Source organism: Psychrobacter sp. AOP30-A2-5 (genome assembly GCF_052378115.1).
Taxonomy (GTDB): Bacteria; Pseudomonadota; Gammaproteobacteria; order Pseudomonadales; family Moraxellaceae; genus Psychrobacter.
Map to the genome: position 1 here is coordinate 128133 of NZ_JBQSXK010000004.1, position 23798 is coordinate 151930.

Annotated in this window: 18 protein-coding genes and 1 tRNA gene; 10 read left to right on the top strand and 9 right to left on the bottom strand. The window is 42.1% G+C overall.

Features of this window, described 5'->3' with window-relative positions:
- The first annotated feature begins 57 nt into the window (after positions 1 to 57).
- Positions 58 to 143: transfer RNA gene (locus ACT3S4_RS05095), tRNA-Leu, on the top strand.
- 65 nt (positions 144 to 208) lie between these two features.
- Here ACT3S4_RS05095 and ACT3S4_RS05100 read toward each other — a convergent pair.
- Positions 209 to 454: a hypothetical protein gene (locus tag ACT3S4_RS05100; RefSeq protein WP_045446843.1), complete on the bottom strand. Its 246-nt coding sequence runs from the start codon at positions 452 to 454 to the stop codon at positions 209 to 211.
- Positions 455 to 962: 508 nt separating this feature from the next.
- Between ACT3S4_RS05100 and dinB the strand changes: the two genes are divergently transcribed.
- From dinB to infA, 7 genes are all read left to right on the top strand, one after another.
- A complete protein-coding gene (gene dinB / locus ACT3S4_RS05105; protein ID WP_444760603.1) occupies positions 963 to 2048 on the top strand; it encodes a DNA polymerase IV in 1086 nt (361 codons plus the stop codon).
- A gap of 166 nt (positions 2049 to 2214) precedes the next feature.
- Positions 2215 to 3435 carry a tRNA preQ1(34) S-adenosylmethionine ribosyltransferase-isomerase QueA gene (gene queA, locus ACT3S4_RS05110; protein WP_444760604.1) on the top strand — a complete coding sequence of 407 codons (1221 nt, stop codon included), beginning with the start codon at positions 2215 to 2217 and terminating at the stop codon, positions 3433 to 3435.
- 111 nt (positions 3436 to 3546) lie between these two features.
- Positions 3547 to 5301: a type IV pilus assembly protein FimV gene (locus ACT3S4_RS05115; RefSeq protein WP_444760605.1), complete on the top strand. Its 1755-nt coding sequence runs from the start codon at positions 3547 to 3549 to the stop codon at positions 5299 to 5301.
- Positions 5302 to 5352: 51 nt separating this feature from the next.
- Positions 5353 to 6972, top strand: a complete 1620-nt coding sequence (locus tag ACT3S4_RS05120; RefSeq protein WP_444760606.1) for a FimV/HubP family polar landmark protein — start codon at positions 5353 to 5355, stop codon at positions 6970 to 6972.
- 233 nt (positions 6973 to 7205) lie between these two features.
- Complete coding sequence (locus tag ACT3S4_RS05125) at positions 7206 to 8291, top strand: asparaginase (RefSeq protein WP_444760647.1); 1086 nt, start codon at positions 7206 to 7208, stop codon at positions 8289 to 8291.
- Positions 8292 to 8364: 73 nt separating this feature from the next.
- Complete coding sequence (gene truA, locus ACT3S4_RS05130) at positions 8365 to 9204, top strand: tRNA pseudouridine(38-40) synthase TruA (RefSeq protein WP_444760607.1); 840 nt, start codon at positions 8365 to 8367, stop codon at positions 9202 to 9204.
- A 121-nt stretch (positions 9205 to 9325) separates the two neighbouring features.
- On the top strand, positions 9326 to 9547 hold the full coding sequence (gene infA, locus ACT3S4_RS05135) for a translation initiation factor IF-1 (protein ID WP_045446828.1): 222 nt from the start codon (positions 9326 to 9328) through the stop codon (positions 9545 to 9547).
- Between the two features lie 304 nt (positions 9548 to 9851).
- On the opposite strand, the gene ACT3S4_RS05140 is transcribed toward infA, so the two are convergent.
- From ACT3S4_RS05140 to leuC, 6 genes are all read right to left on the bottom strand, one after another.
- On the bottom strand, positions 9852 to 11048 hold the full coding sequence (locus tag ACT3S4_RS05140; RefSeq protein ID WP_444760608.1) for a L,D-transpeptidase family protein: 1197 nt from the start codon (positions 11046 to 11048) through the stop codon (positions 9852 to 9854).
- 434 nt (positions 11049 to 11482) lie between these two features.
- On the bottom strand, positions 11483 to 12586 hold the full coding sequence (gene leuB / locus ACT3S4_RS05145; RefSeq protein WP_055124339.1) for a 3-isopropylmalate dehydrogenase: 1104 nt from the start codon (positions 12584 to 12586) through the stop codon (positions 11483 to 11485).
- A gap of 314 nt (positions 12587 to 12900) precedes the next feature.
- The gene (locus ACT3S4_RS05150) at positions 12901 to 13662 is read right to left on the bottom strand and encodes a hypothetical protein (RefSeq protein WP_444760609.1); all 762 of its coding nucleotides are present in this window, start codon (positions 13660 to 13662) and stop codon (positions 12901 to 12903) included.
- Between the two features lie 141 nt (positions 13663 to 13803).
- Complete coding sequence (gene leuD, locus ACT3S4_RS05155; protein ID WP_055124341.1) at positions 13804 to 14454, bottom strand: 3-isopropylmalate dehydratase small subunit; 651 nt, start codon at positions 14452 to 14454, stop codon at positions 13804 to 13806.
- Positions 14455 to 14501: 47 nt separating this feature from the next.
- Positions 14502 to 14966, bottom strand: a complete 465-nt coding sequence (locus ACT3S4_RS05160; protein WP_444760610.1) for a hypothetical protein — start codon at positions 14964 to 14966, stop codon at positions 14502 to 14504.
- A 25-nt stretch (positions 14967 to 14991) separates the two neighbouring features.
- Positions 14992 to 16410, bottom strand: coding sequence for a 3-isopropylmalate dehydratase large subunit (leuC, locus tag ACT3S4_RS05165; protein ID WP_201603548.1), 1419 nt, complete (start codon positions 16408 to 16410; stop codon positions 14992 to 14994).
- Between the two features lie 459 nt (positions 16411 to 16869).
- Between leuC and ACT3S4_RS05170 the strand changes: the two genes are divergently transcribed.
- Both ACT3S4_RS05170 and putP read left to right on the top strand, forming a co-directional pair.
- Positions 16870 to 17742: a LysR family transcriptional regulator gene (locus ACT3S4_RS05170; protein WP_444760611.1), complete on the top strand. Its 873-nt coding sequence runs from the start codon at positions 16870 to 16872 to the stop codon at positions 17740 to 17742.
- A 477-nt stretch (positions 17743 to 18219) separates the two neighbouring features.
- The gene (gene putP, locus ACT3S4_RS05175) at positions 18220 to 19719 is read left to right on the top strand and encodes a sodium/proline symporter PutP (protein ID WP_444760612.1); all 1500 of its coding nucleotides are present in this window, start codon (positions 18220 to 18222) and stop codon (positions 19717 to 19719) included.
- A gap of 765 nt (positions 19720 to 20484) precedes the next feature.
- On the opposite strand, the gene ACT3S4_RS05180 is transcribed toward putP, so the two are convergent.
- The gene (locus ACT3S4_RS05180) at positions 20485 to 21981 is read right to left on the bottom strand and encodes a hypothetical protein (protein ID WP_444760613.1); all 1497 of its coding nucleotides are present in this window, start codon (positions 21979 to 21981) and stop codon (positions 20485 to 20487) included.
- 405 nt (positions 21982 to 22386) lie between these two features.
- A complete protein-coding gene (locus ACT3S4_RS05185; RefSeq protein WP_201501507.1) occupies positions 22387 to 23781 on the bottom strand; it encodes an outer membrane protein transport protein in 1395 nt (464 codons plus the stop codon).
- Positions 23782 to 23798: the final 17 nt, after the last annotated feature.

Here is a 23798-nt window from a genome sequence, read left to right on the forward strand (position 1 = left end):
GTTAACCCTGTAGCCCAATTCGATAATCTCTATCTAATAGACCTTATCTTCTAACATGCCAGTGTGATGGAATTGGTAGACATGACGGATTCAAAATCCGTTGCCTAATAAGCGTGTCGGTTCGAGTCCGACCACTGGTACCAATATTAGTAACAAATCAGCCTCCTCATTAGGAGGTTTTTTTGTGCCGGTAATATTATTGCTTCACTTACTTCTCTATTTCAGATTGCAGCACCGCAATTATCTTAATGGGCACGGCAAACTCCCACGGCATGCCAGCATTGCAATAAAAATGTCCGTCACGAAATGACACGATATAAGCCGTAAAATCATTACCACAATGATCCATCATTGCTTGCTCATCACTATCATCACAAACCGCACACCATACTTTTTTATCGCCGCGTGCTAGCATCGCCCTTGTTAAATCGCTCCCTTTTAGTTCATTATTCATCATCAGCTCCTTAGTCATTCTAAACTCTCTAACATCAAGCTCTTAAAGAGTTAATTTTACCACAACTCCATTTTCGATCTTGGCATGAGCGATAAGCAATGTCTTTTTTACATAGTCATAGAGGCGCACAAGGCATTACTTATTGTTTTACAGTCATCCATTAGCGCGGATACTATATTGTAAAACACCAGAATCAAAACTGTAACATCTAAATGTGAGATTTATGACAAACGGTGAGGTGGATACGACAGGTGGTGCAAGAGTACAAATGAGTTTGATTTACAGTAGACTTAGATAATTTAAGAGCAAAAATATGTTTGCTAAATGCGATTTTTTTGAATGAATACTACTGTTTATTATTAACTAACTCTATGATATATAAGATTTATGACATATAAAATTATTCATATATCATTGCTAGCGTCCTGCTAACCTAGCAAAGGAGTCTATCGATAAATTTAAATTTTGATACTCAATCAAAGCGCTTGAATCAGGTAAAATAGTGAGTATGACAACTTCTATAAATGCTAGCCCCCGTAAAATCATTCATATAGACATGGATGCTTTTTATGCCAGTGTGGAGCAGCGTGACTTTCCTGAACTGCGCGGTAAGCCACTGGTGGTTGGTGGCGATCCAAGTGGTCGCGGTGTGGTCGCAGCAGCCAGCTATGAGGTACGTAAATTCGGTGTACGCTCTGCCATGTCTTGTTATGAGGCGCGTAAACGTTGCCCAGAAGTCATTTTTGTTAGGCCACGTTTTGAGGTTTATCGCGCAGTTAGTAGCGATATTCGCCAGATTATGTACCGCTTAACGCCACATGTTGAACCATTGTCTCTAGATGAGGCCTATCTCGATGTTACAGGGCTACAAGTCCATAAAGGTTCAGCGACCTTGATGGCGAACTGGCTAAGGGCACAAATACTAGCGCATACTGGATTAACGGCCTCAGCAGGTGTGTCGTTTAACAAGATGCTGGCTAAAATTGCCTCTGATATCAACAAGCCCAATGGTACGGCCATTATCACGCCAGCGGACGCTGATGCCTTTATCAGTACGCTACCTATCGAGCGCTTTCATGGTATTGGTAAAGCCACTGCCAAGCGCTTACATGCGATGGGTGTAAGTACTGGCGCGGATCTCAAGCGAATGCAAGCGGCTGTATTGGTGCAGGAGTTCGGCAAGCGTGGGCAGTTTTATCACGATATTGCCCATGGGTGTGATGAGCGTGCTGTCAAATCTGAGCGCGCGCATAAATCTGTGGGTTCTGAGACCACATTCAAAGATAATCTAAGTGATAATCATGAATTACGTATACAAATTTATGAACAGAATGCCGATGCCTTTCATCAACTGCAACAAAAACAGCTGGTCGCCTATACCATTACTCTAAAAGTTAAATACGCAGACTTCACTCAAATCACCCGCTCACACACGCTATCGACTGCCTTTAACAGTGCTGATTCTGCCCATTATTGGTTAGACAAACTGTTTTTAGACATTCCTCGTGAGCTACCTATCCGCTTAGTCGGTGTTACTTTCTCTTCATTGGTACCTGCCGCCCAATTGTTGCCGCAGTTAAATTTGTTTGAATAACATACTGACGCTCATCGCTTTTGTTAATTATTCATTCTAATAATTAATGCTTAGGCTATTTAATATACAAACCGTTTTGTGCGCATGAGTCGTTACTAAACTGTCCTTTCATGACATCGTTTCTGCTACAATTACGCCAAAATTTACATTCATTTAAAGATTGATTATGACCGATTTTCACACTATAGACCCTACTACTGCCGCCTCAATTGATGCCGAAAAAAACAACAATGATTTGAATTATTTGAGCGTTGATGATTATGATTATGAGCTGCCAGATAGCCTGATTGCACGCTATCCTCTCTCACAGCGTTCTGCCTCAAAACTTTTGTATTTGCCCGCCAATAATCAAAAAAACTCTACGCTTGTAGAAGATCGCTTATTCACTGAGTTACCTGAGTTATTAAATGAAGGTGATTTGATTGTATTTAATGATACAAAGGTGATGAAAGCGCGCCTCTTCGGACAAAAGGATACTGGCGGTAAGCTTGAAGTATTGATTGAACGTTTGGTTGATATCTCAGATTTAGAGACAGCGACTTTATATGTAGAGGCTGAAAAATCTGTAGAAGCTGCAAATGACAAACCCGTGAATCAAGAACATATTGCACTTTGCCATGTTAAAGCCAGTAAAGCGCTCAAACTTGGACAACACTTGCAGCTTGCTGACGGTCATATGAGGGCGGTGATGATTGGTCGTCAAGACAACTTATTTATTTTAGCGTTTGATGCGCCGATCTTGCCGCATTTAGAGCTTTATGGTGAGCTGCCTATTCCCCCCTACTTTGAACGCCATGCGGATGAGACAGACAATACTCGTTATCAAACGGTCTTTCATGATCCAACCAAGCTTGCGAGTGTGGCTGCACCGACTGCAAGCTTACACTTTGATGAATCGGTACTGAGTGAACTTGCGGCAAAAGGTATTCGTACTGCTTTTGTGACTTTGCACGTTGGCGCTGGTACATTTGCGCCAGTAAAAACGGACAGCTTGCTCAATCACACCATGCATAGTGAGTATGCACATTTACCACAAGCAACCGCTGAGCTCATCAATCAAACCCATGCGAATGGTAAACAAGTCATCGCTATTGGCACCACGGTCACACGCGTGCTCGAAACGGCTTATCAAAAAACAGCCGTTAATGGGCAGCCTCTCTCCAGCTGGTCAGGTGATACCGATATATTCATTTACCCAGGGTTTAAGTTTGGTGTGATAGATCGACTATTAACCAATTTCCATTTACCCAAATCAACGTTGTTAATGCTGGTGTCGGCATTTTCGGGTAAAGATGCCATTGAGCATGCTTATCAACATGCGATTAAAGAACACTATCGCTTCTTTAGTTATGGCGATGCAATGCTGCTCGACAGAAAGCGAGGTTAAACAATACTCAAACATTTTTTGTATTGTCCACAACAGTTGTGAAATAAACTGGTAAACTAAATGGTATTTTGTTATAACAGCACAGATAACTTATATCTTAAAGGTCTGCACATGTCTTGTCATTTATCTCATCGGTTGACTACGGTACATCGCGCGGTCTCGATGGCACTACTTTGTTCCGTAGGCTATGCGGCTCTCGTATCGAGTGCACAAGCTGCAACGATTGGCAAGACTGTTGTGACCTCTGCCCAGCATGAGCCGCTAGCTGCGAGCATTGTGGTCAGTGATATTCGAGCCGCTGACTTTTCAGCAAGTTTGGCAAACTCTACTATTTATCAGCAAATGGGCTTAGCCCAAACTGATTCGATGACCGTACGCTTTAAACCTACCTCAGCGACCAGCGGTCAAGTATTTATTACTACCTCAAAACCTGTATCTACACCTTTTGCTGATGTGGTTTTAAACATAAATGATAAGGGTCAACGCAACGTCATTCCCAAGACATTGTTGATGCCGCTCAATAGCCGTTTGCCCATTGACACGCCTAAAAACATCGTTACTGGCGCAAAAAAACCCAATCTACCCAGTGTGTCCTCTAATATGGCTAAACCGTTGACTGTTAGAGAAGGTGCACCGCCGCCATTAACATTATCGCCCATACTAGCGACTACTCACTCGTCAACGAGCGAGTTGGTGATGTCTAAATTGCCAGCACCTAATATCCAAGCACCTACAACGACTCCTACTTCGCAAGGCAACAATCTTGCTTATGCGCCTAGCCGGCTAGATAACGGTCGTTTAAACAACGTTAACAACACTCTTAGCGCTAACGACAATGATCGTAATCCAACCAGTCGATTAGACAATGGTCGCTTGAGTGCAAATGGCAATGTTACGACAATGGGTAATAGCAATATCGACCTCAATTCTGCTAAGAATGTAGCGAATGATACAGCCCTAGTCAATAACAAGACCATGCCAATAGGTAATAATCTGTCTGCTACAGCTGTCACTGATAAACAGCTCGATATTTTGAATATTCAAGTCACTCGCCAGATACAGCCGAGTAGCAAATCAGAAGCTGGCATGATGACTGCTTCTCCTATTATGCCAACGCCGAGTGACAACAAAGCGAGTACACCAAAAGCCAGTCTTGATACCAGCAATACAGCTGTCGCCACTGTTCCATCTAGTGTCACCAACAACGCCTCTATCAGTACGGCAGCCAGCACTACTACTGCGTCCCAATATCAAGTACAGCGCAACGACAGTCTATGGGTTATTGCACAGCAAATTGCGCAAGAAAATGACTTAGACATTCAAACAGTAATGAAGCAGATTCAGACGCAAAACCCTGATGCCTTTATTAATAAAGACGCGGGTCAACTCAAAGCGGATGCCAAGCTTAGCTTGCCCAGTTACGATGTTGTACCATCACAACAAAAACTAGAAGCGGCTATTAAAGCGCAAAGACAATATAGCCGCAGAGCAAACACACCTGTGGTAAAAAAGGCTGCCAAAGCACCCTCTAAAAAACCGTCTGAAACAAATCAAGTCGCTAAACAGCGTAAAAAACCCATGATTACTAAAACACAAACGCTGCCAAAAGCACAATTTTCAGTGCTCGCACCTGGTCGTAATGGCAACGCAGATGGCACCCAAGCAACATCAGCAGTGGCAACAGGTAATGGTCTCAGCACAGATATATTAGCCACGCTCAAGGCCTCAAGACAAAGTACGGCAGCTCAAGCTCAGCAGCTGTCAAAAACCAGCAGTGCACTTGATAGCTATACAAGAAAAATTCAATTACAAAACCAAAAACTGGCTGAGCTCCAAGCTCGTCTCAAAAAACTACGCAATCAATAATTGCCTAACTGATCAACGCAGTGTGCTGTGATCATAGGCGTGGGAGTAACTATGGACAATATGCTATATATCATCGCCGGATTGGTACTTATTCTAATAGTAGCCGGTTTACTATTGTACAAAAAGAAAGCGCAAAAGCCCTCAGCGCAGCCGGGAATGAGTACCGCTACGCCAGCTCCGATGCCAAAAACGGATCACAACACTCCTGCCCAAAGCCACAAAGATGATGACAATAAGTTTGATCATATTACGATTGCCCAGCGCTTCATGGATCAACAGCGTTATGACAAAGCCATTGAAACCCTCAGTCGCGGCCTAAGCGAAAAACCGAATGATGGTCAATTGTCTGTTAAATTACTCAGTATATACGCGACTATTAATCAGCCAGAGAACTTTAACAAAGTTTATGATGCCATCAAGACGCAAAGCGACCCAAAAAGTCTTGCGCTAGCTGATGAGTTAAAAGCTTTATTTTCAGAAGAGCAGAATCAAGTCGCAGCAAAAGAGGCACCCGTAGAAGATAATAGCCATTTTGAAAGCATAGATTTTGACTTACCGATTAATCAAATCGATAGTAAGAACGCGCTATCTGATCAGCCAGCAACCTCTGAAGATAACCGTAGTACGATGCTAGACGACAGCCTGTCTAATTCGGCAGTAATAAACACATCTTATGAGACCAGTCTTACTAGCGACGATGTAGAGGATAACTTTGATCTTACGCTGAGTGATTTAGAGAGTAATATTAGCGCATCTGAGGCGACTGATACGACGCCAGTCACGTCATCATTAGAGATGACAGATGATGAAAGCCTGAACACTGACAATATTGACATAACTGATAATGATGTCGCGGTGTCCGCAGAAGATAATGATCTCAATGATCTTAGTGATTTTGACTTCAGCTTTGATTCATCTGAAGACACTGATGCTCAGGCAACGGATTCTGTCATTCCAGACCGCCCTGATAGTATTAACGAGGAAATGACGCTAGAAGATGACGCATTCATTTTAGACTTTGATGATCTAGCAACTGATGTCGATAAAGGTGTTGAAGAGACTGCTGAAGCATTGTCTATCAACACTGTCCAGAATGACGAAGAAAATGATTTCACTTTGTCTTTAGACAGTCTCGATGCGCGAAACAACATAGAAACATTAACAGAAAGCGAAGCGCCTGTACTTGAAGAAAATAGTGATATTGATAACTTCATTATTGAAGAAGATCGTTTTGAAACTGAGAGCTTTGAAACTGAAGGCTTTGAAAATATTAATCTCGAAGCACAATCGCTTGATAATAATGATTCAGAATATAATCTTGCTGAAGAATCTATTGTCACAACGACAGCCCCGCTGCTATTCGATGATAACTCTTTATTAGACAATGAATTCGATACTCACTCTTCAACAGCGCTCAGCCCAGTTGAAGACGAGTCTCCCCTTACCGCCGAAGATGCTGCTGAAACAGCAGAAGACTTTTCCTCGCGCTTTGCGGCCGACTTTGACTTTGTCAAATCATTAGATAGCACTCAAGTTACGCTAGATTTGGCAGGCCAATATTTACAATTGGGTGAATACGACAGTGCCAAACGCTTATTGAATGAGGTATTAATTCAGGGCACTAGTGAGCAACAGAACCAAGCAAAAGTATTACTAGATCGTACTGCGTAAAAGTCCCATCGTTCTTTGGTCAGCAAGTATTCTATAACACTAAGAATACTTGCTGATTTTTTTTGCATTTAACCTTTATACTATTTATTATTACTGAGCGCTATTAGCTATTAGCTATTAGCTATTAGCTATTAGCTATTAGCTATTAGCTATTAGCTATTAGCATCCAACCTTAAACTCTCTTTTTTATCACATACTTCTTTATTACGGCTCATACTATGCCATTTTCTGCTATGACAAATACATTATCCAATCCTGTCCAACTCATTTATGCTGGCGGTACTTTTGGTAGCTATGGACGACCCTTAGCACCGTTATCAGCAGAAGTATTCTTACCAACTTTACAAAAGCTATTGACTGACCAAGATAACGCTAACCACTTGCCTCAAATCTCATGGCTGGATAATGCCTTAATTAAAGACAGTAGCCAACTTACCCCTAACGACTTTGTACATTTTTATCAGCTTTTGCTAGCAGCCTATGCACAAGGCGACAGGCGTTTTGTGCTCATCACTGGTACAGATACTTTGAGTTATTTGGGTGCGTTTTTAGCAGAAGCGTTTGCTGGCAGTGATATTTGTATAGTCGTCACTGGTAGTATGCGCCCATTGTTAGACAGCGAGGTGATACAGTCCTATGATATCGATGACCATAGCGACGCATGGGATAACCTCAGCGATTCACTAAAACTGGCTGCTGCTGGTGAGTCGGGTGTGAAGATTGCTTTTGGCGGTGAGTCTTGGCCTGCGCAAACGGTACAAAAAATTCATAGCCATGATTTGATGGCATTTACGGGTCACTCCAGAGCTGCCTATCCTGCCAATAGTTATATAAAAAACTTACCGAATACCCGCCGCCAGCATTGGCTCGATGATCAGCAAGCAATGATTAACCATATCGAATCTCGGGCTGAGCAAGCACGCATTCATGCTTTATATTGCTTGCCAAACGACACTGAGGTAATGACTAGCCAGCTACAGGCGTTATTATCACAGCCGCCATGTGGCATTATCTTGTTAGGATTTGGCGCAGGTAATGTTCCTTATTCTCAAGCGCTAGCAGAGGCACTAGAGCTTGCTTATAAAAACGGTCACATGGTGATATGCGCTAGCCAATCTCCATTTGGCGGTGTCAGTGACAGCTATGCGGCTGGTAGTTGGCAATATGAGTATCATGTGATTGCTGGCGGACGCTTAACGATTCCTGCTATCTATGCACGATTATTATGGCTATTGCTGCGTTATGACAATCCCGCTCGGCGCAGACAACGTTGGTTGAACAATGTCAATCAGGCGGGTACCACTATCAAAAAGCGTTAGACTATCGTTAAATATGTTTACTTTATAAGAACCAATACGAAAATGTCCAATACCAACCATGTCCGAGATTAACATGTCCGAGATTAACAGCATCAACGCTGAAATGCCCCCAACCTATACATTAGCCATTGCAATTGAGTTCTTGGGCACGCGCTATCATGGCTGGCAGCGACAACGAGAAGTATTAGGCGTACAAGAAGCGTTAGAAACCGCTATCGGTAAAGTCGCAAATGAGACGGTAGAGGTCGTCGCGGCTGGTCGTACCGATGCAAGCGTCCATGCCAGCAATATGATTGCCCACTTTACGACACGTGCCTATCGTCCTACTCATAACTGGCTGCGCGGGGTAAACAGTCTATTGCCTGATGATATCGCCCTGCGCTGGATTCAACCAATGCCTGACGACTTTCATGCGCGTTTTGGTGCCATTGCCCGTCGCTATCGCTACATCACGCTGAATCAAGCACAGCGCCCTGCTATTTTGAATCACCAAGTAACTCACATCTATGAACCGCTCGATTTAGCAGCGATGCAACTGGCGGCGGCTGAGATCGTCGGTACTCACGATTTTAGTAGCTACCGCGCCGCTGCTTGCCAGTCTAATCAGCCGGTACGCTCAGTCAGTCACGCAAGACTCTTTGCCCATGGTCAGTTTATCGTTTTTGACATTCAAGCAGATGGATTTTTGCATCATATGGTTCGTAACTTAATGGGTACCTTGTATGCCATCGGTCGACACGAGTTGCAGCCAGAAGCCTTTTTAGATATTTTAGCCAAAAAAGATCGTACTATCGCACCGCCTACTGCCTCTGGTGATGGTCTATATTTTATCAATGCTTACTATCCTGAGCATTTTCAACAACGACTGCCAAATGCTCCTTTAACCCCCATTTGGCTAAATTTACCTGACTAAATAAATAGGAGTTGGCATACATAACGGTTACAGGCTGTCAAGTAAAAACCTAGTGCTGTATTGCTTTAATCCGCTAACTTACGTATAATATGGGCTTATTTTTAATTGATTGATACCAACTATGGCAAAAGACGATATTATTGAATTTGAAGGCGAAGTCATTGACACCCTTCCAAATACCCTGTTTAGAGTTCGTTTAGAAAACGGACACGAAATCATTGCTCACATCTCAGGTAAAATGCGTAAGCATTATATCCGTATCCTGACAGGTGATAAAGTTAAGGTCGAAATGACACCTTATGACCTATCAAAAGGTCGTATTACTTATCGTGGCAAAAACTAATTTCTTATAAACTAAAATGGTTATAAAAGCATTTATATAAATACAGCTGGTTGCTAAATGGCTTCTTTTCGCTGATAGCTGATATAGACGCTTGGGTGGTTTAACTGATAATAATAATGAAAATGCTAACCTGCTCATTATTGCCTATCAATATTTTAGTGATTCAGTCTTAGTTATTTGTTTTTATCATAAAAAATACCGCTAAATTTCAGCGGTATTTTTTTGTCTAAATTTTATGAGTTGACTTACTTTCAAATTTCTAAATCATGATTAATAAGTAGCATGATTAAGAAACAGTGAGGCACTATTTAAACTCGACAGTCGCACCGTTTTGAATCACCCCTAGCAAAGCAAGTGCATCCCAATTTGTCAGGCGTATACAACCCGCTGAGGCTTGACGGCTAATACGATCAGGATCTGGTGAGCCATGAATACCATAAGAAGGCTTACTAAGCCCGATCCATACCGAGCCAACTGGATTATTAGGGCCAGGTGGAAGAATAGACTTGCTACCGTCCTCAGCAGTATAAGTATAATTAGGCTCATGCACCTTCACCTCTACCGTATGTGTCCCTGTTGGTGACGGTGTTGCCGTACTACCTACTGTGGTCGGATAGCTGGCAACTAAGTTGTCTTTATCATCATAGGCATATAGCGTTTCAGTGGCTTTATCAGCAACGACTCGACTGACAGGCTTGGTATTTGGGTTGCCAGGATTATAAACTGTGATGGTTTCACCCGCCCTAAAGCTACCCTTAGGGTTTAACGCTTTGAGATAGCTTTCACTGATATGGAATTTTTCTGCTAGCCCTTCTGTGATGCTCTCGTAATACAATCCCTCAAGTTTGGATTTGGCTTCAGCACCAGCTGGTATTTCTGTCATCTTAATATTAACATCCGCATCAGTTATCTGATAGCTGACTAGCACTGGCTGCACCGCGAGTTTTTCATTCTTTGTCAGCGCTTGCCATGTTTCGTTGTTTAGCGTGTCAGTGACTGCCAAACCATTTGCTTGTTGAAACGCTTGCATGGCCTTGCGGGTATTTTTGCCCCAATAACCATCAACAGGGCCTACACCATTGTGATGCCAATTTAATAAGGCTTGCAATTTAGTACCGATGACACGGTCGATACTCATCCCCTCTTTCCAAGTGGCATCATTCACCTTTTGCGCAGCAACTGATAAATTGTCTGTCGTATACTTGATAGTAGGTAGGAATTTTTTCGAAGCATTTGCGGTTTTGCTATCACGTGCTAGCTTTTGGCTAACGCCATTGGTCACAGGGCTGACTTCTTCAGCAGCATTCGCCTTATTAGCATTATTTTTGCTAATACTGGCTTCATCGTTATTGGTCGGTGTTTGGTTGTCAGAGTTATTGGTCGTTGCTTGATTGTTGGCATTTACACTATCCAGTGGTGCTGCAACGCTCTGCCCCATGAAAACTGCCGTAGAAAAACCGATCATCGCTACTGCTGTGCTGATTTTTTTTAATTGATACACCTCATGCTCCTAATTTTTTATAAAAATAATAAGTTTTATTTTGTTATGTTGTCATCAAGGCTTGTTATTTTGAGTTGTAACGCCTTCATAACCAACTTTACTCAAACACCTTTTCATCAGCTCTCTTCTAACGTGAAAGTCTGCGATTCTAGTGGTTTGTAAGCTGTTAATAGTGTCATATTACCTTGTGAGCATATAACAGCTTTATGTTAATAAAGCCTTTGTCCTGCGGTGTCTGTGTTAAAACAAGTACTTTTTTACAACTATCTGGTTTAGTGTGTTACCGCTAGAAAGTGATTAAAATAAACATAAAAAAAAACCCATAATTTGCTGAGCAAATTATGGGTTTAGAACGACGATTAAAGATAAAGATGAGAATTTTTCCCTATCGAAATAAAACAGGGGAAAATTCAATCTATATCACTATAGTGGGACTAGAGTAATTTAGCCAATACTGCTTGCCCCATCTCTTGGCACCCTACTTGCTTCAATCCAGCTTCACTACTGTCCAAGATATCAAGCGTGCGCAAACCGTCATCAAGGACATCACTCACTGCTTGCTCAATCGCTTGTGCCGCTGCTTCTTGCTTAAAAGTATAACGCAGCATCATCGCAACCGATAAAATAGTCGCCAATGGGTTGGCTTTGTCCTGCCCAGCAATATCAGGTGCTGAACCATGACACGGCTCATACATCCCTTTGCCTGCTTCATCAAGACTGGCTGATGGCAACATACCGATAGATCCAGTGAGCATAGCAGCTTCATCAGACAAGATATCACCGAACATATTGCCTGTCACCATGACATCAAACTGCTTAGGATTCTTGATCAATTGCATACAAGCATTGTCAGCATACATATGCGATAACGCCACGTCGCTATAATCTGCTTGCTGCATTTGGGTCATCGTTTGCTTCCACAGTTCGGTGACTTCTAATACGTTTGCCTTGTCCACTGAGCAAACTTTCGCTGCTGTGCCTGCTGCTTGCGCACGCGTTTTTGCCAATTCAAAAGCAACTTTACCGATACGCTGAATCTCGCTTGTGCTATAGACCATGGTGTTGTAGCCCTGCTGTTCACCATTCTCTAGTGTGCGGATTCCACGTGGCTCACCAAAATAGATACCACCCGTTAACTCACGAACGATAAGCAAATCCAAGCCTGAAATAATCTCAGGTTTGATACTAGACGCATTGACCAACTGCGGGTAAAGCTTTGCCACACGTAGATTAGCGAACAAACCAAGCTCACCACGTATTTTAAGTAAACCACGTTCAGGGCGCTTGCTGCGTTCAATACCATCCCATTTAGGACCACCGACCGCTCCTAACAATACCGCATCTGCTGCACGGGCACGGTCTAGCGTTTCATCTGGCAAAGGCTCGCCCGTTGCGTCAATGGCCACACCGCCAATCAATCCAGATTCAAGTGTCAAATCTAACGCAAATTTCTTATTGACTGCATTCAGTACGTCAATGGCTTGAGTCATGATCTCGGGACCAATACCATCGCCCGCTAATGTTAAAATCGTTGCCATACTAATCCTTGTGGGTAGGTAGATTTTTATTTATGTTAGGGCATGTCCTCATTTTAAAAATGGTGATAAAAATTGCCGTCAAACAAGGAAAGTAGCGCAAATAATATCGAGATATTGATAAGCTATTTAACGATGTTTGTTAACGATGTTTGGCAAAATTTAGCCATTTTCAACTCATTTAGAGGATAATCGATTGAATTGAGGACAAGCCCTAATACTACAAATTTACGATATTTTCCTAAAAACGATTTTTAGTGCCTTCAATAGCACAAAAAATCGTGATCAATTTACTATTTTTGAAAATCACATAGGCTTTAAGCTTTGGCTTTTACTTTCGATGATGCAGGCAATGCTTTCACGATACGAGTTTCTACAAACTCTCCTTGATGCTCAGCAGACAGCTCTTTACAAAAACGGCGCTGTACAGTGTTGCCTTGATACAGATCAACACATAGCGGCTGTGGTGAAGCGGTGTCTAATAAACTGCCAGAATTATCGTTAGATTTTTTCTGATAAGCCCGTAATTGATAAGTGTCCGCCTCAATAAAATCGTGAATTAAAGTAAAACGCTCAACATAGCCCAGATTGTTTTCTGGATAGAAATTCACCTGTACTTCGCGTTTTGCAGGTTTTACCCGCGCATAATAATTGGTTAGACCCGGCATGCCTGAGGCAGACAAAGGTACAATTTTAATCTCATTTTTATGAGCGAGTGGCGTCATATCTATGTTTGCGTGCATTGATGTTTGTGCATGCTTATTGTTGTTATGACTGCTGGTATGACTTTTGCCCTTTGCACTCATATCTTTCATCGCGACCAGCATGGCAGGATTGATAGGCTCATGCGTATCAGCCCCTATCACTCGTGTCTTATCTATCCGTGCAATTTCACAATGATAGGTTCCTATACAGGCAATATTGACTTCACCCGCAATCGGTTGAATCTTACCTGCCCATGCTTTAGCGTTTTCTGCCTCATCTATTTTCTGATACCCAGTCAATAGCTGACAGCCTGACAACAATAAGCTTGCGGCAACAACCGTACTTGTCCATAAAGCATAACGTTTTTTATTCATAATGGCGGCTACTATTTATGAGAGAAATAATAAAATATCGTAAAAAAACTACCCTTCATTTTAGCCAGTTCACCGCCATAACTCAACGTTACATTATTACTGTTCAGCAGTTTTATGAGTAATGGCTTGCAGATTCATTATTTATGCTCGTACATCGTTAAATATCCATGGTGTTTTTTGCATCATCTTATGCTCATAATCTTTAATGGCATCGCTTTGCTGCAAGGTTAAACCAATATCATCAAGCCCATTTAACAAGCAATGTTTGCGAAAAGCATCCACGTCAAATGCATATTCTTCACCTGTTGAGGTGACGACGACTTGGCGTTCAAGATCTGCAGTTAGCTCATAGCCTTCATTAGCAAGCGTGTCTTTCATTAATGTATCTACAATTGCCTCATCCAAGACAATTGGTAGCATGCCGTTTTTAAAGCAGTTGTTATAAAAAATATCTGCAAAGCTTGGCGCGATCACCGTACGAAAACCATATTCAGACAACGCCCAAGGCGCATGCTCACGACTAGAACCACAACCAAAGTTGCGGCGTGCCAGCAAAATAGTCGCGCCTTGATAACGCGGCTTATTTAGTACAAATTCTGGATTGATAACGCGTGTGCTATTGTCTTGACCCGGATAGCCTTCGTCGAGATAACGCCAATCATCAAACAAATTGACGCCAAAGCCTGTGCGTTTAATGGACTTTAAAAACTGCTTGGCAATAATTTGATCGGTATCGACGTTTGCGCGATCTAATGGGCAAACGATACCCGTTTGAGTGTTATAAGCTTGCATGGTTTTTCCTTAAAATATCGATTACTAACGTAAATTTTTTTGACGGTCTAATGAATCTCAAAAGAGCGTGCCATTTGTTTAACAATACTTGTCATTTTAGTTTTTTCACTTTCAGGATAGTTCAGATGTAATACTGCTTCCTGACCATCCTTAACTTTAATAACATGATAAAAAACTTGACCGTCTTTTCTATAGCCGCTTGCTGTATAGGTTTTATCTTTTAACAGCTCGTAAGTAACTGTCATGCCTGTTTTATATCGATGCTGCTTCTCTTTTAGATAATCACTATCGGTATAAAAGAAAACAGTTGGTGTATTACTCCCAAAGACCAAAATAGTGGCATTAGAATTGGGTAACTTAAAATGACGACCATCACCATTATCTGCCTCAGGCAACCATGTCAATTGATTTGGCACATAGACACAATAGGCAAATCTTCCATTACAGTAATCACGAGCCATCGCTAACTGAGAGTTGCCCAATAAGCAAAATAAAACAAACAGCATTTTCATTTTTATGCTCTATAGAAATGCAAAGTTAAAACGTTCTTACATCGACAAAGTGACCCGCCAATGCTGCTGCTGCTGCCATTGCTGGGCTGACCAGATGCGTACGACCACCATTGCCCTGACGACCTTCGAAGTTACGGTTAGACGTTGAAGCACAGTGCTCTTGTGGCTCAAGCTTATCCGCATTCATGGCAAGACACATCGAACAACCCGGCTCACGCCACTCAAATCCAGCCTCAGTAAACAAGGCATCTAAGCCTTCTGCTTCAGCCTGCAACTTCACTTGCCCAGAACCTGCCACAACGATGGCTTCTTTGATATTGTCCGCGACTTTACGACCTTTAATGACTGCGGCGGCATCACGCAAATCTTCGATACGCGAATTGGTACATGAACCAATAAAAATGCGATCAAGCTGGATATCGGTAATCTTTTGCCCAGCGTCTAAACCCATATAGGTATAAGCACGTAACCAGCCTTCTTCTTGTGCTTCATCTACCGCTTGATCAGGTGTTGGTACAGATTGAGTGATATCGACAACCATTTCAGGAGAGGTTCCCCAAGAGACTTGTGGCGCTATTTGGCTACCATCCAACTCAACCACAGTATCAAATACCGCGTCATCATCAGAATATAAGGTACGCCAGTAAGCTTCCGCTTGCGCCCATTGCTCAGAGGTTGGCGCATAAGGACGACCTTTGACGTACTCGATGGTTGTGTCATCGACCGCAACCATACCCACGCGAGCACCCGCTTCGATCGCCATGTTACAAACGGTCATGCGACCTTCCATACTCATGTCTTCAAATACTTGCCCAGCAAATTCGATAGCATGGCCTGTCCCGCCAGCCGTGCCAATTTTGGCGATAATAGCCAATACCACGTCTTTTGAGGTCACGCCAGCACCAAGCTTACCAGTGACACGAATTTGCATATTTTTTGATTTTTTCTGAATCAAGCACTGAGTTGCCAATACATGCTCAACCTCTGATGTGCCGATACCGTGCGCTAAGCAGCCCAGCGCGCCATGAGTAGCAGTATGCGAATCACCACAAACAACCGTCATACCCGGTAACACCAAACCTTGCTCAGGGCCAACGACGTGTAAAATGCCTTGACGAGCATCATTAATCGTAAACTCAGCGATATCAAATTTGGCGCAATTTTCATCCAATGTCACTACCTGCAAGCGTGATACCTTGTCCTTGATACCAGGCACGCCTTCTAAACGCTCTTTAGTGACTGTGGGTACGTTATGGTCAGGACTGGCGATATTAGCCGACAGGCGCCACGGTGCTCTATTGGCTAACTCCAAGCCTTCAAATGCTTGCGGACTGGTCACTTCATGCAACAGATGGCGGTCGATATAAATCAGGCTCGAACCATCGTCACGCTTGGTGACTTCGTGAGCATTCCAAAGTTTGTCATATAACGTTTGACCTGCCATGTTGCTATCCTTTATTGGTTGCTAATTACTGGTTTTTTTACTTGCTTATAGTCATTCCACTATAAAAGTATTACTGCGTTAACCTCGCTTGAAGTATTAAATATACATCTACACTCGGTTGCCTTGTACTACTTTTAAGTTGACTCGACTATAGTCTATGGTAAAAATTTTATACGCAGCGGCATCGTCAGCGGCGCTTGTATCAAAATCGATATTTTTATATTGGCGATTTTACATTGATGACCATTATCAGCACTTAAAACGTGCGATGAGCTGCAAATAGTCAATTTAATAGAATAAATATGTCACAATACGCCTTGATGTCTTGTGATTATAGCAGGCTAATCCTATAATAATAATTGATGATTTTTGCCCAGACGCAAACTTTTATTTCTAATACATTGTGATTGGGTCAGCCAACTTTTATTTATAGCTCGCAAAGTAGCTAAGGACATCCGTTTGAACACCACAAACTTGACGACATTCGTTACCGTTATGCACACTGGCAGCATCTCAGGTGCCGCAGAAAAACTGTTTATCACACAGCCTGCCGTCAGTAAACGCATCAAAAATTTGGAAGATGAATTCAACATTACTTTGTTTGATACGGTGGGACGCGGCATTGTACCGACCCAAGCAGCCAATGAAATGCTGCCGCACGCCAAGCGTTGGCTAGAAGATTATGAGAATTTTAAGATTAATCTGCAACACTCTCAGCATATCGTATCTGGCAAATTAGTGATCGGTACCAGTCATCATATTGGCTTGCACCATTTAGCGCCTGTACTTAAGCATTTTATCCAAGCTTATCCTGCCGTACAACTAGAAGTACATTTCGTCGATTCAGAAAAAGCGCACAAAGCCGTACTCGATGGCGATTTATCATTAGCATTTTTAACACTACCGCCCGTCTATGATAAGCGCTTGACCTATCATACGCTATGGTCAGACCCTCTTTACTTTATGACAGGTACGCTATCGCCTTTAGCGACCAAATCTAATGTGACACTAGAGCAATTGGCACGCTATCCTGCTATTTTACCGTCTGCCAACACCTTTACCAGTCAAATTACCTTGGCTGAATTCGCTAAGCACAATCTGAAACCTTATGCCACGATGAGCACCAATCCTCTTGAATCTATTCGCATGCTGGTTTCTGTTGGTCTGGGATGGTCTGTATTACCGCAAACCATGATTAGTCAAGATTTAGAACGTATCGATATGGCAGACAATATAGAGTTACAGCGCTATTTGGGTGTGGTTATCAATCCGAAATTGACGCAATCTAGCAGCGTTACAGCTTTGTTAAACTTGTTAGCGCCTATTGAATAAAACTCCAGCTAAACGATGATTAGAGCGTGCTATGGAATCTAAAAAGCACGCTATTCGCATTTATGACCCTCATGCGTTATAATACGCTTGACGTTGTCTTTATAACAAAAATTTACTATAAGAACACTGATAGTCATATATTGAACACTTCGAGTAATATATGATGGTTAACAGTAGGTTTAATGGTTTTAAATGATTGGTTATATAGGTGGCCGATACTGATAAATGAGTCGCAAATGCGAGCAGTCGATATTATGTAATATGACATTCTTATTGATCTCTAAGCACTGCAAATTCGTATTAGCCCTAGAACAGCATCAATCATATAAAACTAACAGCAGATATTGAATAAAAGCCATTATGTCCTACTTAATGGCTTTTTTCGTCTTTAGATATTGTTTGGGACATCGTCTTATAACACTTAATCTTTATAGTTAAAATAATTACCGCCAACCATGTTGGTTAAGGACAATTTATATGAACGGAGTTTCTAGTGGCGTGCTGGTATCACTTGGCGCCTATTTTTTAGTGATGATTGGTATTGGCATTTACGCTTACTTTAAGCAAGCCAATGATACTGAAGGCTATATGTTAGGAGGACGCAGTTTAGGTCCAGCAGTCACTGCACTATCGGCAGGTGCATCAGATATGTCAGGTTGGTTACTACTTGGCTTGCCCGGTTACATGTATGCTGACGGTGTCGTGAGCATATGGATCGCGCTTGGTTTGACACTTGGTGCATTTTTAAACTACCTTATTGTGGCACCGCGCCTTCGCGTTTATACCGAAGTGGCTGATAACGCCATTACCCTACCTGATTATTTCGCTAACCGCTTCGAAGATAAATCGCACATGCTACGTGTGATATCTGCCTTGGTTATCATTCTATTCTTCACCGTTTATACCGCTGCAAGCCTAGTGGGTGGCGGTAAGCTCTTTGAAAGCTCTTTGAATCTTTCTTATAGCACTGGCCTATGGGTCACCGCTGGCGTTGTTGTTGCTTATACGCTATTCGGTGGTTTCTTAGCCGTTTCGATGACTGACTTTGTACAAGGTATCATCATGCTGTTTGCAATGGTGATTGTTCCTGTCGTCGCTTTCACTGATCTTGGTGGCATTTCAGCCACTACTCAAGCTGTTAGAAACATTGATCCAAGCTTGCTTAACATTACTAGTGGTATGAGTATTCTTGGTATTGTTTCCCTAATGGCATGGGGCTTGGGTTATTTTGGCCAGCCACACATCATCGTGCGCTTTATGGCAATCCGCTCAGTCAAAGATGTCCCTACTGCCCGTAACATCGGTATGAGCTGGATGATTGTCAGCCTTATTGGAGCACTGATGACTGGTTTTGCTGGTCGTGCGTATGTCCAAAAGACAGCGATGACTCTAGATGATCCTGAGACCATCTTTTTAGTATTTACGCAGTTTTTATTCCATCCATTGGTTTCAGGCTTCTTATTAGCCGCGATTTTAGCAGCGATCATGAGTACCATCTCATCGCAACTATTGGTGGTATCAAGCTCATTGACTAAAGACGTTTATAAGCTGTTTTTTGATAAAGATGCACCGGAAGCGCGTCAAGTATTGGTCGGCCGTATTTCCGTAATCATTGTCGCCGTGGTTGCCATTTTACTGGCGTCTAATCCAGAAAGCTCGGTATTGAATTTGGTCTCTAACGCCTGGGCAGGATTTGGTGCAGCATTTGGACCATTGGTTATTTTCAGCCTAATCTGGCGCGGTATGAACCGTAACGGTGCAGTTGCTGGTATGGTGGTCGGTGCATTGACGGTTATCCTATGGATTTACGGTCCTTTCCAGATGAATGGCATGGCACTCAATAGCTGGTTATATGCTATCGTTCCGGGCTTTATCTTAAGTACAATCGCCATTTTTGCGGTAAGTATCATGACAGGCGGTCCAAAAGCCTCTGTTACTGCGAAATTTAAAGAAATGGAACTCAATTTAAATAAATAAGCTTATCGATATAATTATCACTATAAAAAAACCTCGCCATCATTGGTGAGGTTTTTTTATTGATGACTATTAAATATAATATCTAGGACATTGGTACATAAGTAAGCTATGGTTATTTCTATTAGAGATCTCATACTTAACTAATAGCGCTATAACACTTCATAATTCAGGTGTTAACTTTTCACTCAATCATCACGCTTGTAGCTACTTATACTATGTCATTAATCATCTAACTTGTTAGTGTAAGATATACTACTGAATAAATTTATAATGCACCTCAAATATCAAAGATAAATGGATAAGCAGAACTACCTCAGCGAGGCTAAAGAGTTAGAGATATGGCGGTTATGATATCCATTAGCACTGGCACAATACCGAGCACCATAGAGTCATCGATATATAAGATCATCTATAAGAAAAGATACTATTAGCGCTGAGAGGTCAATGAGTCTTGGATTTAAGTGTGTTTCAAGAAGCGTATATTTCAGCTGAAATATACTTATGATCGTAATAACTCAATGATGTTGTGGCTTATGTTTGAGGCAAATATTGTTTAATTGCGAGCAAGAAACTAATCACTGCCGTCTTAGAAATCGTCTAAAAAAAGCTGTCAAATAAATTTATTATTTTGCTAAAAACCTTTATGCACACTTTAAAGTCGTTGATTTAATGTTCTTTTATATCAATTTCTATTTCGAACACCGATAAAAAAGCGACCCATCATGGATCGCTTTTTTTATGTATTGATACTGCTAAATATTCGTATTATTTAGTGTCTTGGTAAGACAACTTCACACCGAAGATATATCCATCATTGTCTTGAAAGTCACCAACAATTTTGTCACTTGGCAACACACCTTGGGCATCGCCAAACCATAGGTATTTGCCACCTGCTGATACTGCCCAGTTTTCTGTCACGTTATACTTTGCACCTAAACCAGCACTGTAATAGCCTTCGATAGGACCTAACGAAGTGACAGGGTTACCAGCACCACTATCCCAACCAACGGTACCACTAATTGCAAGTGCTGGCGCAACACGCTTGGCTAGACCAAGCTCTACTTGCCATTGATCCTCTTCGTACTCAACCAAGTTCAAACCATCAGGTCCATAAGATCTTTTACTAACCTCATTATATAGTGGCGGCGTAATCTTAAAGTCACCCCAAGGTACCCAGCGCACTTTTGCAGTTGCTAACGTCGTTGGGTTAATACCGGTTTGAAAATCAAAGTTTACGGATTTAGGAGTAGTAATTTCCATATTACTAGTGCGATTGGCTGCAGCTGGATCACCAGCTATAACGCCAGCTAAAGGATAGGTTTCAGCCACTTTCATGTTGTGATCAATTTCAGAGCGATAGGTCAGTGCTGCTTTTAAGGCAATTTCAGGTTTGCTATAAGCAATACCAGCTATATAACCATAGTCCATATCAGGGCTGTTACGTGAGGTATAGCCAGTAGCAGGACCATAAGCCAAACCTCGTAATTTCACTTCAGACTCAATACGTTGAGCGACTGGACCACCGTATACTTGAAACTCTTTGTTGGCACCAAATTTTGCGCCAAGAATAGCTGTCAGGCTGTTACTACGTACTTCAACATTAGTGCCTTCCCCTGCATTAGCTGCTTCTGCTTGGGCTATCGCATTTGCTGTACCAAGACCAGTGGCCTCACTCACAAAACCTTGGGCTGCTGCCGCTTGAGCTTGAGCTTGTTGTGCAAGACCTTGCGCGACTTGAGGATCTGTAGCTGTTGCAGCTAATTGTCCAAGTCGTTGCGCTTCCGCACCTGCTGCTTGAGCCTGCTCTCTTAAATCTTGAATTTCAGGACCAAGAGTCTCGGCATTGAACCGTCCACCTGTTAACTGAGTTATTGATGCATTAATATCGCCTTTCGACACAAAATTGTTATCGCCAGTATATTTCGCTGCTGCGCCAAAGGGCTCATCATATAAGATACCAACACTAAAGGTTTCATTGATATCTGTTTTTACACCATAACGAAAGAAGTCGTAATACTCAGCGATATCGCCAGTCTTATCACCTCTGACATAGGTATTATTAGTAGGAACGTTATTGGCGCTATCATAACCACTAACATCAGCATCGATATAGGTGTAAACAGCTTCAGCATAGGTGCCATCTTGGAGGAAGGCTGTGACATCCTGACCTGAACGGTCAAGACCAGCAGCATTGGTTACGCTAGCTACAGAAAAAGCGGCAATCGCTATTGCAAGGGTTTTCAAATGAAAGGTATTGCGCATTGTGTATCTCCAAACGTCCTTGTTGTTTTACTACTTAAATAATCAATATTTAGCATTGCTGCGCATAACTTTATGATTATAAAAGTCGTGTCCTGAGATGAATACTAATGCCTTTTTGACACTAAAACAACAATTAAAGTGCTTTATTTCCCAAATATGACTGGACAGTACAAATAAGATACACGTACAAAACTAATATTTAGTTTTTCATTGTCATAATTTTTAAATTGCTATCAGCATTTTTTAGAGATAGCAGATAGATACTTATCTGTTATAATTTAATAATTCTAAAATACTCTAATCCTTTATTAAACTTAAACACGCTGGCATAAAAAAGCGACCCAATCAGGATCGCTTTTTATTATTTAGACTATGGATTTATAAGTTAGCAAATTACAACTTACACTAGTTTGCTTGGTAAGAAAGCTTCACGCCAAGTGCAAAACCATCGTTGTCTTCAAAGTTACTCACCACGGCTTTAGTCGGAATTTGGCCTTTAGCATCACCGAACCATAGATATTTACCACCCGCTGATACTGCCCAGTTTTCAGTCACATTGTATTTGGCACCCAAACCAGCACTGTAGTAGCCTTCGATAGGACCTAGCGAGGTTACAGGGTTACCAGCACCACTATCCCAACCGACAGTACCTGTCACTGCTAATGCTGGCGTCATGCGCTTAGCGAGACCTAGCTCAACTTGCCATTGATCTTCATCATAACTAACTAATGCCAAGCCTTCATCATCTTTTGTCGATACTTTACTGACATCATTGTATAGTGACGGTACGATAGCAAAATCACTCCAAGGCACCCAACGGACTTTCGCAGTAGCTAGCATCGTCGGATTGATACCCGTTTGGAAATCAAAGTTGACTGATTCTGGCGTATTGATTTCAATATCAGAATGTCTGGTAGTCGGCAACGCTAGACCAGCGGTAGCACCTGCAGCCGTAGCAATTGGAAAAGTCTCAAAAGCTTTTGCATTGTGCTTGATTTCAGAGCGATACGTCAAAGCAGCTTTAAGTGCAATTTCAGGCTTGCTATAAGCCATACCAGCGATCCAGCCATAGTCTTGGTCATTACTGATGTGAGTGGTATAACCCTTGGCTGAACTGTATGCATCACCGCGCAATTTTACATCTGCTTTCACGCGCTGAGCCACTGGACCACCATAAGCTTGAAACTCTTTGTTAGCGCCAAATTTAGCACCAAGAATACCAGTAATGCTCTCAGTACGTACTTCTACTTGCGTCGCTTCGCCCGCTACTGCTGCTAGACCTTTAGCGGCTTCAAGACCAATAAGCTGACCTTGAGCGGCTTGTAATTCTTCAGCGGTTAAACCACCTGGATTACCTGGAGCAAGCGCCCCTTGCAATTGTGGTATTAATACGTTATCGACGTAAGCTTCGGTAATATTAGGGTTTTTTGTAAAGTCTTGAATGATAGCGTCACGATCACTTTCGGTAACGAAATCGTTTTGACCGTTATAATCAGCGGCGGCACCAAAAGGCTCATCATATAAAATACCGATGCTAAACGTGTCGTTAATATCTGCTTTTACACCATAACGGAAAAAATCATAAGACTCTGCGATATCATTGAGCTTATTGCCTGACAAGTCTTTACCACTCACATCGGCATCGATATAAGTATAAACAGATTCGGCATAGGTGCCATCTTGTAAGAATGCAGTGATATCTTGACCTGAACGATCAAGACCAGCAGCACTAGCAACGCTAGCAATAGAAAGAGCAGCAACAGCTACTGTGAGAGTTTTCAAATGAAAATTTGCGCGCATTATGTATCTCCAAACGT

Bases quoted from the DNA above. Each gene is read 5' to 3' on its own strand.
- infA (WP_045446828.1), top strand. From the start codon at position 9,326: ATGGCAAAAGACGATATTATTGAATTTGAAGGCGAAGTCATTGACACC.
- ACT3S4_RS05160 (WP_444760610.1), bottom strand. From the start codon at position 14,966: ATGAAAATGCTGTTTGTTTTATTTTGCTTATTGGGCAACTCTCAGTTA.
- dinB (WP_444760603.1), top strand. From the start codon at position 963: ATGACAACTTCTATAAATGCTAGCCCCCGTAAAATCATTCATATAGAC.
- ACT3S4_RS05180 (WP_444760613.1), bottom strand. From the start codon at position 21,981: ATGCGCAATACCTTTCATTTGAAAACCCTTGCAATAGCGATTGCCGCT.
- ACT3S4_RS05125 (WP_444760647.1), top strand. From the start codon at position 7,206: ATGACAAATACATTATCCAATCCTGTCCAACTCATTTATGCTGGCGGT.
- truA (WP_444760607.1), top strand. From the start codon at position 8,365: ATGTCCGAGATTAACAGCATCAACGCTGAAATGCCCCCAACCTATACA.
- leuD (WP_055124341.1), bottom strand. From the start codon at position 14,454: ATGCAAGCTTATAACACTCAAACGGGTATCGTTTGCCCATTAGATCGC.
- ACT3S4_RS05185 (WP_201501507.1), bottom strand. From the start codon at position 23,781: ATGCGCGCAAATTTTCATTTGAAAACTCTCACAGTAGCTGTTGCTGCT.
- ACT3S4_RS05150 (WP_444760609.1), bottom strand. From the start codon at position 13,662: ATGAATAAAAAACGTTATGCTTTATGGACAAGTACGGTTGTTGCCGCA.
- ACT3S4_RS05115 (WP_444760605.1), top strand. From the start codon at position 3,547: ATGTCTTGTCATTTATCTCATCGGTTGACTACGGTACATCGCGCGGTC.
- leuC (WP_201603548.1), bottom strand. From the start codon at position 16,410: ATGGCAGGTCAAACGTTATATGACAAACTTTGGAATGCTCACGAAGTC.
- ACT3S4_RS05100 (WP_045446843.1), bottom strand. From the start codon at position 454: ATGAATAATGAACTAAAAGGGAGCGATTTAACAAGGGCGATGCTAGCA.
- putP (WP_444760612.1), top strand. From the start codon at position 18,220: ATGAACGGAGTTTCTAGTGGCGTGCTGGTATCACTTGGCGCCTATTTT.
- ACT3S4_RS05120 (WP_444760606.1), top strand. From the start codon at position 5,353: ATGGACAATATGCTATATATCATCGCCGGATTGGTACTTATTCTAATA.
- leuB (WP_055124339.1), bottom strand. From the start codon at position 12,586: ATGGCAACGATTTTAACATTAGCGGGCGATGGTATTGGTCCCGAGATC.
- queA (WP_444760604.1), top strand. From the start codon at position 2,215: ATGACCGATTTTCACACTATAGACCCTACTACTGCCGCCTCAATTGAT.